Source organism: Corynebacterium mucifaciens, assembly GCF_012396315.1.
GTDB lineage: Bacteria > Actinomycetota > Actinomycetes > Mycobacteriales > Mycobacteriaceae > Corynebacterium > Corynebacterium mucifaciens.
This window is the reverse complement of sequence record NZ_JAAXPF010000008.1, coordinates 19,519-34,528: the sequence shown is the minus strand read 5'-3', so window position 1 is coordinate 34,528 and position 15,010 is coordinate 19,519. Positions and strand designations below refer to the sequence as shown.

The window sequence follows — 15,010 nt, the reverse complement described above, 5'->3', positions numbered from 1 at the left end:
ACACCGGCACGGCACACCGGCGTCCGGTCATAACCAGTGCGCTATGGTGGGCCTATGCCCCACCCGATCACAGACGGCCCGGTGCCCAAGCACGAGCAGCTGCGCTCAATCCTGGAGTCCCGCATCGCAGCCGAGTACTCCCCCGGCGACCCGCTGCCCGGCGAGCGCGCACTGGAGGAAGAGTACGGCGTCTCCCGCATCACCGTGCGCCGCGCCATCGGGGACCTCGTAGCGGCGGGTCGTTTGCGCAGGGTGCGAGGCAAGGGCACCTTCGTCGCGCCGGCGCCGCTGGTATCGCGCCTGCACTTGGCCAGCTTTTCCGACGAGATGCGGGCGCAGCGCGTCGAGGCGTCGTCGCGCATCCTGCTGTGCGAGCGCACCACGCCGCCCGAGGCGGTCGCCGAGTTCTTCGGCACGGCGCCGAACGCCACACACATCCGCTTGCGCAGGCTCAGGCTTGGCGACGGCGAGCCGTACGCTGTGGACGACGCCTGGTACAACGCCACCTACGTGCCGGACCTGCTGGAAAACGACGTCTACCACTCCGTGTACACCCTGTTGGACAAGCAGTACGGCCTGGGCATCACCGAGGCGGAACAGACCGTCACCGCCGTGACGGCCGGGCCCGACAACGCGCCGCTTCTGGACGTGGACGCCGATACGGCGCTGCTCCACATCGTCCGCTACGCCCGCTCAGGCACGCACAACGTGGAGTTTTGCTCCTCGGTGTACCGCACGGACCGCTACCGGCTGACTACTCGGGTCGCGCGCGAAGTGGAATAATAAGGCCCCATGGCTTCGAAACAGAGTGCGCTCCGCTCCTTTCTCATCGCCGCGCTGGCGGGCTCTGTCGCCGCGGGCACATACACGTTGGCCGCGGACACCTCCGACACGGGAGAGACTGCCGCCTCCACCACAGAAACCTCCACGGCGCCAACCGAGGAGGTCGCCTCCTTCACCACCGCCGACGCCGGATCGTGCTTGACCTGGCAGGTTGGACCGGACGGCGCGATCACCGGCTTCGAGCAGGCGGACTGCGCCGGTGAGCACCGCTTCGAGGTGTCCTTGCGCCAAGATCTGGCCACCTACCCCACCGCCGAGTTCGGCCCCGATGCCCCGATGCCGAACCAGACGCGCCAGGCGCAGCTGCGCGAAGAGCTGTGCGGCGCCGGTACCCTGCGGTACCTAAGCGGCAAGTACGACCCGAACGGGCGCTACTCCATCGCGCCGATCCTGCCGCCGGCAGACGCGTGGCAGCGCGGCGATCGCACCATGCTGTGCGGCCTGCAGGAAACCGACCGCGCCGGCGAGCCGGTGCTCACCTCTGGCCGCGTGGCGGACCAGGACCAGGCGCGCGTGTTCGAGGCCGGGCAGTGCGTGGCCGTCGATGCCGCCAACACGCTGACCGATGTCCCGTGCGCGGACCCGCACCAACTGGAGATCACCAGCCAGGTCTCCCTCGCCGACGTGTTCCCGGACAGCACCCCCACCGTCGAAGACCAGGACAGCCACCTCGAGGACGTGTGCACCGCCGCCGCGCAGGACTACCTCGGCGGGGAGGAGAACCTCTACCAGGTGGCGCTGCGTCCCTTCTGGACGACGCAGACCGCCGCCGCGTGGGAGGGCGGCTCGAGAAGCGTCAACTGCGCACTCGTGTTCTCGCGCCCCGAGGGCGGGTTCGCAACACTGACCGGCTCCGCGACAGAGGGGCGCGAGCACCTGCGTATCGACGACGCTCCGCCCCCAGAACGCCCAGCCCGTCGCCCGCTCCGAGAGCAGCAGACAACTAGCTCGGCCCCGGCTCAAGCGCAGTAGCCCATGCTCCCGGTCAGCGACGAAGCCTTCGAGGGGATGATCGACGACGCGCTCGACACCATCCCCGACGACTTCGCCCAGCACATGCGCAACATGGTCATCCTTGCCAGGGACTACAACCCGGACAACCCCACCCTGCTGGGGCTGTTCGAAGGGGTGCCGCTGACGGAGCAGCACTCCAACCACTCGGGGTACCTGCCGGACGCGGTGTTCATCTACAAAAACGCGCTCGAGGCCATCTGCGAGGACGAGGACCAGCTGCGCCACGAGGTGAAGGTCACCGTGCTGCACGAGGTGGGCCACTACTTTGGGCTGGAGGAGCACGAGCTCCACGCCCTCGGCTGGGGCTGAACCGAGGTTAGGCGCGCGGCCAGGAGCCGAGGAACAGCATCGAATCCGCCTTCGCCTCTACCGCCTTAAGCGCGGCTGCGACGGCCGGATCCTCGGCGTGCCCGACGAGGTCGATGAAGAAGTTGTACGTGTTCGGCTCGATGCGCGTGGGGCGCGACTCGATGCGCGACATGTCCACCCCGCGCGCCGCGAACTCCTGCAGCACCCCGACAAGCGCGCCCGGCATGTTCGGCGTGCGCAACACCACCGCGGTGCGGTCCGCGCCGGTCGCTGCCGGCAGGGCGGTTTGCTGAGCGACGAGCACGAACCGCGTCCTCGCCGTCGCCGAGTCAGCCACGTCCGTGGCGTGCACCTGCAGCCCGAACAGCTCCGCCGCGCGTTCCGGCGCCACCGCGATGTCTGCCTGGCCGTCTGCCACCATCTGCGCGGCCGCCGCGTTCGACGCGGCGGGCACGAACTCCGCATTCGGGGCGTGCTCGCGTACCCACCCCTTGACCTGCTGGAATGCGACCGGGTGGGTGGCCAAACGGGCGGCGGCTGCAAGGGACTGCCCGGGCCGCGTCATCACCGCGAACGCAATAGCCAGCTCGGTCTCGCCCACGATCTGCACACCCGGCGTGGCGGCGAGCGCGTCGGCGGTGGCGGTGACGGCGCCGTCGACGGAGTTCTCAATCGCGCACACCGCGAAGTCCGCGCCGGCACCCAGCGCCGCCAGCGCCGCAGCCGGGGAGTCCACGGGCACGTACTCGGCGCCGTCGATGCTGAACTGGCGCGCGGCCTGCTCCGTGAACGTGCCAGCGGGGCCGAGATAGGCGATGCGGCTCATAGCGCAGCCTTCCCTGCGTCCGCGTCCTGCGCAAGCAGCGCGTAGGTGATCAGCCAGTGCGTGGCCATGAAGTTGTCGCCGGTGAGGTGGGGCGAAGCTGCGTCGATAAGCTCACGCGTGCCCTGCGGTTTCCCGATCTCCCGCAGCAGCCACGCGCGGGTGAGCATCAGCCCGACCAGGTGGGCCTGCTGCCCGTCTTCGGGGTCGTTGACCTGGATGGGCGTGGTGTAGAACGCGAACGCCTCCGGCGCGAAAAAGCCGCCCAGCCAGGCCTCAAACTCGGCGGCCGGCAGCACCCGGCGCATCAGCGCGGCCTCGGCCAAACCGTTGGAGACGAAGTCGTGCCCCGAGACTTCCCACTCGTGCGGGTACGCGCGGTCGCCGCCGAACCAGGCGCGGGCGGTGCGCCCCACACGCTCGCGCAAGTTGGGCGAGGCGTCGTGGATAAGCAGCAGCGCCAGCGCCGAGTTGGCGTGCACGCCGTGGCGCACCGGCCATTGCTGGGTGTCCAGCCAGGAGGCGACGTTGCGCTCCAGCTGGGCCTCCAGCGGGGCCAGCGCGCGCCCCCACCGGGTGCCGCGGCACACCTTGACCAGCTGCATTGCCCACGCCCAGCCGTAGGGCCGCTCGTACAGCGGGTGCCCGCGCAGGTACTCGGCCTCCGCGGCGACGTGCTCGGGGGTGAGGCGCTCGTCGAGGAGGTTGGCCAGCCTGGGGTCGTCGTCACGCACATGCAGCTTCGCGGCTGAGCAGAGCATGTGCACGCACGAGTGCCAGTCGAACGAGCCCCAGAACGCCGGGTGCAGCTCGTGCGGGACGGCGGTGTCCGGCGCTGAGCTGACGTGGTGCATCGAGGCCGGGTATTCCTGACCGACAACCTGGATGATGGTGCGCGCCCACGATTCGTTCATGGCGTTAAAGTTAGCGCATGCATAGGCGCCTGAAGCTCGAGATCGCGCTCGTCCTCGCCGTCAGCTTCGGCACCTCGGGGCTACGCGCTGCCCTGCGGCTCATCGATTCGCTGCTCAAAGCACCGCTGAACCAGCAGAGCACCACCATCCACGACGCCGCCTCCACCATTCCCTGGCTGGACCTGGCGCTGCAGGCGACGTCCGCGCTCACGCTGTTCGCGTGGGGCGGGCTGGCCTGGTTCCTTCTAGGCGAGCGGTGGCGCTGGCCGCGCTGGTCCGACGCGGCGCGCGGGGCGGGGTTCGCGGCGCTGATCGGGCTGCCCGGGCTGGTGTTCTACGTGGCGGCGGTGCACCTGGGCCTGTCCAAGGTTGTCGTGCCCACCACTGCGGCGGTGCAGATTCCCACCTCGCTGCTGTGGTCCTTCGCCAACGGCTTCGGCGAGGAGGTCGTGGTGGTGATGTATTTGGTCACGCGCCTGCGCCAGCTGGGGTGGAAACCGTGGCAGTTCATCGCAGCGTCGGCGGCACTGCGCGGGTCGTACCACCTGTACCAGGGCGTGTCCGCCGGGTTTGGCAACATCGTGATGGGCGTGGTCTTTGCCTGGTATTTCTACAAAACCGGGCGCGTGTGGCCGCTGATCATCGCACACTTCCTCATCGACGCAGTGGCGTTTGTCGCCTACCCGCTACTGGACCTGTCCTGGCTAGGAATCTAACCACTTCCGTCACGCTGGCTACACTGTGCGCATGTCTACAACGCCCCATTCCAACGACCCCCGCGACAACGCGGGCGAGTTCGTGCTGGGCAAAGACGGCAAGCCCATGGTGGACCGCTACGGCCGCCCCATTCGACGCAGGGCAACCGCCTCTCGACGCCACGATCCCGCCGACCCCCACCCCGGCGCGTTCACACGCGTTGAGCCGGAGCGCGCCGCCTACCAGCCGCGTCGCGCGCCCGAGCACCCGCGGAGCGTGCCCGCGCGGCCTGCACGTTCTGGGCGTCCTGCGCACGCCAGCCAGCGCCCCGCTCCCCGGCAGGCGGTGCCGGCGCAGGTGTCTCGGCCGAAGGGGCGTCGGCAAGCAAAGTTTCCGGGCTGCGGCGCGGTGCTACTGCTCGTCATCGCGCTGCTTCTGGCATCGGTGCTGCTTGCCGACGCGCGCCTGAACCGCATCGACGCCATGCCCGAGCAGCAGATCCCCGGGACCTCGGGGACGAACTGGCTACTGGTCGGCTCCGACTCGCGCACGGGCTTGAGCGAGAAGGACGTGGAGCGCCTCGGCACCGGCGGCGACCTGGGCACGGTGCGCACCGACACCATCATGCTCATGCACCTGCCAATGCGCGGGAAGCCGACGCTGGTGTCCATCCCCCGCGACTCGTATGTTGCGGTGCCCGGGTACGGCTACGACAAGATCAACGCCGCATTCGCCATCGGCGGCCCCGAGCTCCTGGTCGAGACCGTCGAGCAGAATACGGGCCTGCACGTGGACCGGTACGCCGAGATCGGCATGGGCGGGCTCGCTGGCGTGGTCGACGCGGCCGGCGGCGTGGAGATCTGCGTGGCCGAACCCATCGACGACCCGCTGGCCAACATCAACCTGCAACCCGGCTGCCAGACCATGGACGGCGCAACCGCCCTCGGCTACGTGCGCACCCGCGCCACCGCGCAGGGTGACATCGACCGCGTGGCTCGCCAGCGCGAATTCATGACCACCCTGGTTGAGCGGGTGCTCTCCCCCGGTGTGCTGCTGAACCCGTTCCGGATGGCGCGTCTGCTGTGGGTCTCCCCGGCCCTGCTCACGGTGGATTCCGGCGACCACGTGTGGAACCTCGCGCGGATCGTTCTCGCGCTGCGCGGCGGCCTGGAAACGGAGACCGTGCCCATCGGCGGCTTCACCGACACCGAGGTGGGCAACGTGGTGCTATGGGACGACGCCGAGGCGGAGGCGCTGTTCGCGCGGCTGCGGTAGGGCGCCGGGCGCCGGGCGCTGAGCGGTTGGCGCAACAAGCGGAAAACCGGCTATCAAGATCCGGCTACCAGCGGATTTTGGGAGCGCGGACAAAAAGTTGGAGTGTTGGGGGCTGGAAGGTATTCCGATGCCCGCAGGTTTTCCATCTGGTATCCGCGTTGGTGCGGTTGAGAGGTTTTTGGCCGGTTTTTCTGCCCGCGAGGTCTGCAACTGGGCTGAAGACGCTTGTGGTCGCCGACCGTCGGTGGACACGGTCGGCAAGTGGGTTGCGGCCAAGCGCCGCGGCCAGAGCTTTGACGGTACGCGACGCGCCTACGAAGCTGAGACCATCGCGAAGGTTGTCGCACGCAGGTTGACCTCGCAGGCGACGGTGCGTGACATCGCTGTGGAGCTCGATGTCCACGACACCGCGACGCTGACCTGGACGAAGCGGTATTGGCCCGACGATGACGAACGCGATCTGGCAGCGTCGTTGACATTCGACGAGGCCTATGCGGAGACAATGGAACGCGTGAGCAAACACCGCAAACTCCAACGCGACAACCAGCAACAGCGAGTCGATGAGGCAGCCGATGCGAAACGACCACCCCGGCCAGTCAACGAGGACACGGTGCACACCCCTGGCCCCAAGCGTTGAGGACGACGACCTCGCCTTCAAAATCAGACAGGCTGATCTTCTCACCCTCCCCCATCAGCGACGGGCCGGAGAAGTCCGGCAGCGGGCCACGTTCCTCCTCTGCGTAGATAATCTCGGTTTTCCGGGGCGGTGGGGAAGAAGACGGTGTTCTGGGGTGCTGTTGCAAAGTTGGGGCAGTAGGAAGAGCGACGCGAAATAATCACAGCCATGGGTATCTTCTCCGGTCGTCATTTCCCCCGTGACATCATTCTGTGGGCAGTGCGGTGGTACTGCCGCTACGGGGTGAGCTACCGCGATCTGGAGGAAATGATGACCGAGCGGGGCGTGCCGGTCGATCACACCACGATCTACCGCTGGGTCCAGAAATACGCCCCTGAGCTGGACAAGCAAACACGGTGGTACCGGCAGGTACCTGACTGGCAGGCCAGTTCCTGGCGGGTGGATGAGACCTATATCCGGGTCGGGGGAAAGTGGTGTTATCTCTATCGGGAGATCACCGCCGGTGGCCAGACCCTGGACTTTTACCTCTCTCCGAAGCGGAACGTGGCCGCAGCGAAGCGTTTCCTGGCCAAGGCCCTCAGATCCAATGCGTCAGCCGGGTATCCCAGAGTGATCAACACCGATAAAGCACCCTCACTAGCCAGGGCAATCGCCGAGTTGAAGTCAGAGGGAATCTGCCCGCCAACAGTGGAACACCGGCAGGTGAAATACCTCAACAACATCCTGGAAGGCGACCATGGTCGGCTGAAGCGGATCCTCGGGCCGAAAGGCGCGTTTAAGAACCGGACATCTGCATATCGGACGTTGAAAGGGATGGAGGCGATGCACTCATTGCGGAAAGGGCAAGGCACCATGTTTGCCTACGGGCAACCGAACCCGGACGCGGTGATCGTCAACCGGGTCTTCGAGACGGCCTGAGAACGCCCACACGCAGCGGCCATCAGGGAATGAGAAACTGAGTTTTTGCGGCTCTCCCCCCCAACTTTGCAACAGCACCGGTTGATGTTGCAGGTGGGGATGTGGTCGAGGTTGTTCAGCGGCGCGATCTTTTCGACCAGCAGCACCACAGTGGCCATCAACCCGATCATGCCGCCGCCAGCAGCAGGACTCCCAGCCTTCAGCCGGCAACAGGGGCGGTCAGAGTGGCCTGGCCGCCGTTCTCGACGGGGTGTGGTGGTCGGGTCCCGGCCTGTCACCGGGCGAAACGGGCGATAGCGTCGGTGACTTCCTGGAACTTCGCGTCGGCCTCCTCTCCTCCTAACTGGGCGGCGTCACGGACGCAGTGTTTCATGTGGTCATCGAGTAGTCCGAGGGCAACGCTGCGTAGGGCAGCATTGACCGCGGAGATCTGGGTAAGGATGTCGATGCAGTACTGTTCCTCGTCGACCATGCTGTGCAGGCCCCGGGCCTGGCCCTCGATGCGCTTGAGGCGGGCGAGATAGCGATCCTTGTCGTTGATGTAGCCATGGGTGGTGTGACAGGTGTCAGCCCCACCCGAGGAGGAAACGGCCTGATCAGGGGTGCGAGTATCCACAATGGTCTCCTTGCTGAAAAAAGGGCGCAGGTATGTCCTGAGTCAGTTGCGGGTCGATCAGGATGGAAAGCCCGAGGGTATGGAATGAGGCATGAGGACCTCATGGTCCCCACGCCCTGTGGCGTTATTCGGATAAGTAGTCGGCAGATTGTCGGCCCGGAGGGGCCTGCCGGGTGGGGCCGGGGGAGAGGTCAGGAGCAGGTACTTGGGGACGGAGGTCTGAGTGTTATTGCAGGGACTCAGCCACAGGAGGAGGACACGGGGTTCCTTATCGCTAGAAAAGGATGTGGATTAGGCGGTGACCGGCTGCCGCACGGAGGGGCGAGCGGGCTGCGGTGAGGAACTGGTGTTGTCGTGGGAGGGCTTGAATCTACGCAGCGTGAGGGAGTTGGAGACCACGAACACCGAGGAGAAGCCCATCGCAATGCCCGCCAACCCCGGGTTGAGGAAACCGATCGCGGCGACCGGGATCAGCACGACGTTGTAGGCGAACGCCCAGAACAGGTTGCCCTTGATGGTGCCCAGCGTGCGACGTGACAGACGGATGGCATCGCCCGCGGAGCGCAGGTCGTTGTTCATTAAGGTGATATCGGAGGCCTCGATGGCCACATCCGTGCCCGCCCCCATGGCCAGACCCAGATCGGCCTGGGCCAGGGCGGCCGCGTCATTGACGCCGTCGCCGACCATGGCGACCTTCTTGCCCTCATGTTGCAGCTTCTCGATGACCGCGACCTTGTCCTGCGGCATGACCTCGGCACTCACGTTGGCCGCATCGATGCCCACCTCTTGGGCGACGGCGGCCGCGGCCTTCGCGTTATCGCCGGTGAGCAGGTACGGCCTCAACCCCAGCCTGCGGAACTGGGCGACCGCTTCCACTGAGGAGTCTTTGATGGCATCGCGCACCACGACCACACCGGCGGGCTGGTCATCGACGTAGACGGCTACCGGGGTCGCGCCCTGCGACTGTGCGTGGTCGAAGGCGGTGGTGAGGTCACGGGGCAGCTGGCCGGCGGGACGGCCGACGGTGACGACGTGACCCTTGACGGTGGCCGTGACGCCCCGGCCGGCGGTGCTGTCGAAGTCGGTGGCCTCCTGGATGTTCCCGGAGCGCTCGGCCTCGGTGACAATCGCCTTGGCGATGGGGTGCTCGGAGCCTGCTTCGACGGCCGCCGACAAGGCGAGGACCTCGTTGTTGGTGTAGCCGTCGGCGGCGTGGACGCCGGTGACCGACATGACCCCGGAGGTGACGGTGCCGGTCTTGTCCATGACGATGGTGTCGACCTGGCGGGTGGATTCGAGGACCTCCGGGCCCCTGATCAACAAGCCCAGCTGCGCGCCCCGGGAGGTGCCCACCAGCAGGGCGGTCGGGGTGGCCAGTCCCAGGGCGCATGGGCAAGCGATGATCAGCACCGCGACTGCGGCGGAAAAGGCCCAGTTCGCCCCGCTGCCGAGGGCGAGGTGGACGATCAGGGTGATGATGGAGACGACAATGACCGTCGGGACGAAGACCGAGGAAATCTTATCCACCAGGCGCTGGACCGGGGCTTTTTTCGCCTGGGCGTCAGTGACCAGCTTGGCCATCTGGGACAGCGTGGTCTCCGAACCTGTGCGGGTGACTTCGACCAGCAGTCGACCGGAGGTGTTGATCGTCGCGCCCGTGACCGGGGTGCCGGGGGCGGCCTCGACGGGAACGGACTCGCCGGTCAGCATCGACTCGTCGATGGCCGAGGTGCCCTCGATGACACGACCGTCGGTGGCGATCTTCTCACCCGGGCGGACGACGAAGACGTCACCGACTGTCAGCTGGGAGACCGGGACGCGGACTTCCTCACCGTCGCGGATCACCGCGGCGTCTTTCGCACCCATGTCCAGCAGGGACTTCAGCGCCGCGGAGGACTGGCCCTTGGCGCGGACCTCAAACCACCGGCCGAGCAACAGGAAGGTGATGACTACGGCGATGGTCTCGAGGTAGATGTGGTCCATGCCGTCACGGCGGGGCAGCAGGCTCATCTCCATGACCATGCCGGGGTGCCCGGCGTTGCCGAAGAACAAGGCCCACAGCGACCACAGATACGCAGCGGTAGTGCCCAGAGACACGAGCGTGTCCATCGTGGTCGAGCCGTGACGCAGGTTGGTTAAGGTCGCCCGGTGGAACGGGGCGCCACCGTAGAAGTAGATCAGGGTGGACATGACGAGCAGGGCCCACTGCCAATTCATGAACTGCAGGGACGGGATCATCGAGATCGCGACCACCGGAACGGAGAGGATCGTCGACCCGATCAGACGCGACTTCAGGTCTGTGGCCTCGGCCTCGCGGGCCTGTTCGTGGCGGTCACCGACCACCTCGGTGTCCTCCTCCGGGCCGCTGTCCACGGCGGAGGCGTGTTGATCCCCCATGGTGAACGCGTCGTACCCGGCACCCCGCACGGTTTCGATCAGCCGATCGGCGTCGACTTTGGTGGGGTCGTAACTGACGGAGGCGGATTCGGTGGCGAAGTTGACGGTGGCCTCCACGCCATCGAGCTTGTTGAGCTTGCGCTCCACCCGCCCTGAGCACGACGTACAGGTCATGCCGGTGACGCCCAGATCGACCTGGAGTAGGTCAACCGACGGTTGAGTCTGAATCATCAGTGATCAGTCCTTCAGCAAACAGTGGTGAGGTGCATCTCCGAGGTCCCAAAAGGCCCGCCCACAGATGCACCGTCGGGGATATCGAACCGGCATGGCTGGTCCTGATGGGCATATCCAGCAGGGTTGGCCCGGCCGTGTCTACCCGAGGCGGGGACCGGGCCCAGGGATTAGGGCTTGACGGTGTAGCCGGCTGTCGTGACAGCGGCGACAACATCGTCGTCGGTGAAGTTTTCACCCGTGACGGTCACCTGCCCGGTATCCACGGTGGCCTCCACCATGGTCACACCGGCGACCTCGCCGATCTCCTCCTCCACGGAGGACTTGCAGTGTCCGCAGGTCATGCCTTCGACGATGTACTTCTTTGTTACAGCGCTCATCAGATGATCCTTTCCTTGATGTCCTGAGGGGCAGGAGTGGAGGTGCCCCAACAACCTTCAACCTATACCCTTGGGGGGTATCAGTCAAGGAGGTGCCTGCCCCTAAGCGTCCCGTTCGGCGGGCAGGACTTCCGGAACGGCCGCGATCGTTGCTGCACTTCTTGTACAAAATGTGCGTTAAAGGGTATGGGCATCACGGTCACCCTCAGTCAGTTCCGCAGCGAACAAAGCCACTATCTTGATGCCGCCCAACGTGAACCGGTCACCATCCTCAGTTGCGGGCCCCGCCGCCGGGCGGTGATGGTCTCCCCGGACTTCTACGACCGGGCGGTTCAGGCGCTGGAGGATGGCGAGGATATCCGTGCCGCAGCGGCTGCCCGCCAGGAGGCGGGCGGTGTCTCCCACGAGGAGTTCACGTCCGACCTCGAACTGGACTGACCTGCCTGTCCATACCTGTGCCGCGGTATTTGATCATCGATAAGCTTTCAACTGCGACAGCCCTTCGCACGCTGGCCCGGCAATGGCAGCAGTGATTGCCACCGCCATCGACGCCCTGGCCCACGTTCCGCCGTCTCGGCGGAGTGGAAAAGTTGCGGGGCGGCGACGGGGAGTGCTGTAGCTGGGTAGTCCACGGCCGTCAATGACGGTGAGCTGATCAGCGTCTCGGTTCCAAGGAAGACAGGCACTCATACTCGCATCGTTGAGTGGGATGAGGCCGGTCCCTGGCGTTCCTGCGCATGACGCATGACTGCCGAACCTGAACAAATAAGGAATGGACAGCTGAGGCACGCTACATCAGGCTGCTAGCGGGGCCTTTTTTCGTTGCCCGTATCGGGTCAGACCCCGCGGCTTGTACACCGCCAGCACCGTAGCCACCAGCAATACCAAGGCTGCTGCCACGGAGTGGAGGACCGGGGAGAAATTCCGCACGGCCTCCAGCCCCACGCCCGGGTCTGCCGCCACCCGGGCAAGATACTCGAAGGTCTGCATGTACAGCACCAACACACCTGCCGCCACCACAGTGAGCCCCAGCTTGAACACCACCCAGTAGTGTCGGAACAATCCCCACGTCGTCCCCAGGGATTGAAGGACTCCGGTCACCAGCGAGGCCACCGCCAGGGGAACGAGCGCCCACCACGCCACCTGCCCCATCACCCGATACGTCCCCCGGACCGCCATCTCATCCGCGCTCACTATCCCCATGACCGCCATCGCGATAAAGGCGAGCACCATCCCGAGCCAGCCGACCGAGCAGACCACATGTTGCACCAGCGCGGCCTTGCGTATTCGTGGGGTCATCACTCTCACCATTAGAGGTGCTCCTGGACCAGGAACGCCCCCTCGGCCGGCATCCCCAACCCATGGCGACTGGGCCCATGGTTGCCGTCTCCAAACACCAGTACCAGCACGACCGAGTCATGCGCCTGAAGTCTTCGCGGTCATCCGGAGGAAAACACCGCACGATCACCACCTCGCGGACCAAGGGGCGTCTCGCCCTCGTGGCTGTAGCCGCCGGCACGGTCTCATCCGCCGGCGTCGGTGGCGCCACGGCCGCCACCTTGCAAGCCCCGGCCGAGGTCGAGGCTCCGGTCTCCCCGGAGGCTGCCACCGTCGAGGTGGATTTGGCCACCAACGACACGGCCCTGTCCTCGAGTGGGACGCAGGCCGCACCGCAGATTCTCGCGATCTCCGAATTCAAGCCGGTCGCCAACATCGACGAGCAGCTGGACAAGGCCATCCAGTACAACGCCGAGCGGGCCCAGAACGAGCGCGCTGCCCGCGCGCCCTCGGCGGTCAAGCCCGCTGAAGGCACCTTCACCTGCGGTTCCGGCGTGCGCTGGGGAACCCTCCACGCGGGTATCGACATCGCCAACGTCGTGGGTACCCCGATCCTCGCGGCGATGGGCGGCACTGTCATCGACTCCGGCCCGGCCTCCGGTTTCGGGCAGTGGATCCGCATCCAGCACGATGATGGCTCGATTGCCGTCTACGGTCATATGGAGACTCTCGACGTGACCGTTGGGGAACGCGTCACCGCTGGTCAGAGGATCACTGGCATGGGCAACCGGGGTTTTCCACCGGCTCTCACCTGCACTTCGAGCTTTACCCGACTGGCAGCGGGGCGGTCGACCCGTTGCCCTGGTTCGCCGAGCACGGCGTCACCTTCTAACCTTCCCGCACTCACCAGGACCGGCCCCGACACCGGAACCGGCGGCAGTGACTGGGCGGGAGGCACCCGCCTCAGACCGCAGAGACGCTTCTCATTCATCGCCGACACAGCCCGGACTTGATAGCTTCTCCAGGCAGGGCAGACCGGGGCACAGGGGAAGCAGTCCGTGCTCGTCATATATGGGGGCGGCGAGCGTCCCGCCAACGAGGAGCAGGTGCCGCAATCCACGTTTAGTGGGATATTTCCGTAACCTGCCTTCTCCTGCGCCAGCTGACGAGGCCGGTAACCGCAGGCCATGCAAGAGCCAGCATCGCGAGAACCAACAGGGGCGTATCCCCCATGCGCGCATACGGCGTCAAACCAGTATGAAGGGGAACGGTTGCCGTCAGCAGTTCGTTCGTGCCCAGGCCACTGAGTTGTGAGACTGTGCCGTCGGGCTGGATAACTGCGGAGTATCCGGTGGGGGCAGCCTGGAGAACGGTGCGGCCAAACTCGCGGGCACGCATCCGGGATGCGGCCACTTCAATTGCAGGTACTTCCTCGGTCACAAAAGACGCGGCGTTGGTCGGTGCGAGGAGTAGCTGCCCACCATTGCGAACGGCATCGGCGACCCGGTCGGCGAAGAAGACCTCATAAGAAATGACGATCCCCAATCGTGGTGTCCCGCTGGGATCGAGCACCGCCGGTCCCTCTCCGGCAATGGCGTCGCGGGGAATGAACCGTGCGTCCTCGCTGAGTCGTTCAATCAGATTGCGCATAGGGATGTACTCGCCGAACGGCACACGATGATGCTTCTCATAGCGTCCTAACCGGGTCCCGTCCGGTCCCCACACTATGGATGCGTTCCGGAAATGTTGATCCTCGGATTCGGTAATTCCGACGACGATGTTCGTGTCGAGTTGCCTGGCCAGTTCAGCGAAAGCTGCATCAACGCGCGTCCCGTCGATTGAGCCGTCGATATTGACGACGTTTTCGGGCAGCAGAACCAGATCAGGGTCCCCGGTGATATCTTCGGCAGCCTGTAGGTGCCGGCGGGTCGTATCAAACGGATCGGTATTGACCGCGCGAAGCCCGCGGGGGCCTCCACCCTGCACGAGCACGACGTCAAGGCTGCCTTCTGCCGTATCATCTACGATCGTTGGCGCGAACGCCGGCACCGCGAGTACCACGACCACTGCGACCACGGATGCTGCACGGGCTCGTCTCGGCCCGAAGATGACAGCGGTAACAACGGCCCCCGCAACTGCGGCCAACGCGGTCACCAGGAGAGTCCCACCCAGGGGCGCTGCCGCCATGAAAGGACCATCGGTCTGGCTGTATCCGAAAGCGGACAGCGGGAAACCGCCGAACGGGAACCGGTGCTGCACAGCCTCCAATAACACCAGGGCAGCAGGGGTGAGCAGCCACCAGCCCGACCAGCGGCTGCGAAAAGCCGCCTCGCTAGGCGATACCGCGGCAACCAGCATTAACAATAGCGCCTGAACGGCAACAACAGCAGCGTATCCGGCAGTGTTGAAGTCGGTGAGCCAGCGCAGAGCAAGAGCGTAGTGCGCCACCCCGCCCAACCCACCGAGCCACAAACGGTTACGTAGTGGTTGACCTGCCAAAGCCAGCATGAACATAGTCACGCCCACCGGGAACAGCACCCACCAACCGCGTGGCGGCAGCGCCAGCCACCAGACCACCGCAGCTCCCATCATGAGCGCGGTGGGACCGGCCAATCTGCGCCAGTTATCGCCCGCTATCCCCCGGGAAAGACGTGAGACTGTAACGTCTGCTGCAGTACT

15 protein-coding genes and 2 pseudogenes are annotated in these 15,010 nt (G+C 65.8%); 9 read left to right on the top strand and 8 right to left on the bottom strand.

What is annotated here, in order from left to right:
- Positions 1 to 54 precede the first annotated feature (54 nt).
- Genes HF989_RS07865 through HF989_RS07855 form a run of 3 tightly spaced genes read left to right on the top strand, consistent with a single transcriptional unit; the run spans position 55 to position 2,166 of the window.
- Positions 55 to 783 carry a GntR family transcriptional regulator gene (locus tag HF989_RS07865; RefSeq protein ID WP_038613274.1) on the top strand — a complete coding sequence of 243 codons (729 nt, stop codon included), beginning with the start codon at positions 55 to 57 and terminating at the stop codon, positions 781 to 783.
- Between the two features lie 9 nt (positions 784 to 792).
- A complete protein-coding gene (locus HF989_RS07860) occupies positions 793 to 1,815 on the top strand; it encodes a septum formation family protein (protein WP_168685417.1) in 1,023 nt (340 codons plus the stop codon).
- 3 nt (positions 1,816 to 1,818) lie between these two features.
- A complete protein-coding gene (locus tag HF989_RS07855) occupies positions 1,819 to 2,166 on the top strand; it encodes a metallopeptidase family protein (protein WP_168685415.1) in 348 nt (115 codons plus the stop codon).
- A 7-nt stretch (positions 2,167 to 2,173) separates the two neighbouring features.
- Here the strand turns inward: HF989_RS07855 and pheA are convergent, their stop codons facing one another.
- Both pheA and HF989_RS07845 read right to left on the bottom strand, forming a co-directional pair.
- A complete protein-coding gene (gene pheA / locus HF989_RS07850) occupies positions 2,174 to 2,992 on the bottom strand; it encodes a prephenate dehydratase (RefSeq protein WP_168685413.1) in 819 nt (272 codons plus the stop codon).
- Positions 2,989 to 3,903: a DUF2891 family protein gene (locus tag HF989_RS07845; protein WP_168685411.1), complete on the bottom strand. Its 915-nt coding sequence runs from the start codon at positions 3,901 to 3,903 to the stop codon at positions 2,989 to 2,991. The genes pheA and HF989_RS07845 overlap by 4 nt, the downstream gene beginning before the upstream one ends.
- Positions 3,904 to 3,920: 17 nt before the next feature.
- Here HF989_RS07845 and HF989_RS07840 point away from each other — a divergent pair, with 17 nt between their 5' ends.
- The 3 genes from HF989_RS07840 to HF989_RS07830 all read left to right on the top strand — a co-directional run bounded on the left by HF989_RS07840 (position 3,921) and on the right by HF989_RS07830 (position 6,511).
- Entirely contained in the window at positions 3,921 to 4,619 is a 699-nt protein-coding gene (locus HF989_RS07840) for a CPBP family intramembrane glutamic endopeptidase (RefSeq protein WP_168685409.1), read from the top strand.
- A gap of 31 nt (positions 4,620 to 4,650) precedes the next feature.
- A complete protein-coding gene (locus HF989_RS07835; RefSeq protein WP_168685407.1) occupies positions 4,651 to 5,874 on the top strand; it encodes an LCP family protein in 1,224 nt (407 codons plus the stop codon).
- Positions 5,875 to 6,001: 127 nt separating this feature from the next.
- Positions 6,002 to 6,511 carry a hypothetical protein gene (locus tag HF989_RS07830; RefSeq protein ID WP_168685404.1) on the top strand — a complete coding sequence of 170 codons (510 nt, stop codon included), beginning with the start codon at positions 6,002 to 6,004 and terminating at the stop codon, positions 6,509 to 6,511.
- Here HF989_RS07830 and HF989_RS07825 read toward each other — a convergent pair.
- Positions 6,480 to 6,641, bottom strand: a pseudogene (locus HF989_RS07825) (peroxiredoxin family protein); the annotation flags it as partial. The gene HF989_RS07830 and the pseudogene HF989_RS07825 overlap by 32 nt on opposite strands.
- Positions 6,642 to 6,718: 77 nt before the next feature.
- Here HF989_RS07825 and HF989_RS07820 point away from each other — a divergent pair.
- Positions 6,719 to 7,429 carry an IS6 family transposase gene (locus HF989_RS07820; protein WP_168685402.1) on the top strand — a complete coding sequence of 237 codons (711 nt, stop codon included), beginning with the start codon at positions 6,719 to 6,721 and terminating at the stop codon, positions 7,427 to 7,429.
- Positions 7,430 to 7,703: 274 nt separating this feature from the next.
- On the opposite strand, the gene HF989_RS07815 is transcribed toward HF989_RS07820, so the two are convergent.
- From HF989_RS07815 to HF989_RS07805, 3 genes are all read right to left on the bottom strand, one after another.
- Positions 7,704 to 7,970, bottom strand: coding sequence for a metal-sensitive transcriptional regulator (locus tag HF989_RS07815; RefSeq protein ID WP_076599716.1), 267 nt, complete (start codon positions 7,968 to 7,970; stop codon positions 7,704 to 7,706).
- Between the two features lie 366 nt (positions 7,971 to 8,336).
- Positions 8,337 to 10,673: a heavy metal translocating P-type ATPase gene (locus tag HF989_RS07810; protein WP_168685400.1), complete on the bottom strand. Its 2,337-nt coding sequence runs from the start codon at positions 10,671 to 10,673 to the stop codon at positions 8,337 to 8,339.
- 170 nt (positions 10,674 to 10,843) lie between these two features.
- A complete protein-coding gene (locus HF989_RS07805; protein ID WP_168685398.1) occupies positions 10,844 to 11,053 on the bottom strand; it encodes a heavy-metal-associated domain-containing protein in 210 nt (69 codons plus the stop codon).
- 186 nt (positions 11,054 to 11,239) lie between these two features.
- Here HF989_RS07805 and HF989_RS07800 point away from each other — a divergent pair, with 186 nt between their 5' ends.
- Positions 11,240 to 11,491: a type II toxin-antitoxin system Phd/YefM family antitoxin gene (locus tag HF989_RS07800; protein ID WP_168685396.1), complete on the top strand. Its 252-nt coding sequence runs from the start codon at positions 11,240 to 11,242 to the stop codon at positions 11,489 to 11,491.
- 357 nt (positions 11,492 to 11,848) lie between these two features.
- Here HF989_RS07800 and HF989_RS07795 read toward each other — a convergent pair whose 3' ends face one another.
- Positions 11,849 to 12,352, bottom strand: a complete 504-nt coding sequence (locus HF989_RS07795; protein WP_168685394.1) for a DUF2269 domain-containing protein — start codon at positions 12,350 to 12,352, stop codon at positions 11,849 to 11,851.
- Positions 12,353 to 12,471: 119 nt separating this feature from the next.
- On the opposite strand from HF989_RS07795, the pseudogene HF989_RS07790 reads away from it, so the two are divergent.
- Positions 12,472 to 13,223, top strand: a pseudogene (locus HF989_RS07790) (M23 family metallopeptidase).
- Between the two features lie 230 nt (positions 13,224 to 13,453).
- Here HF989_RS07790 and lnt read toward each other — a convergent pair.
- A complete protein-coding gene (gene lnt, locus HF989_RS07785; RefSeq protein ID WP_168685392.1) occupies positions 13,454 to 14,923 on the bottom strand; it encodes an apolipoprotein N-acyltransferase in 1,470 nt (489 codons plus the stop codon).
- Positions 14,924 to 15,010: the final 87 nt, after the last annotated feature.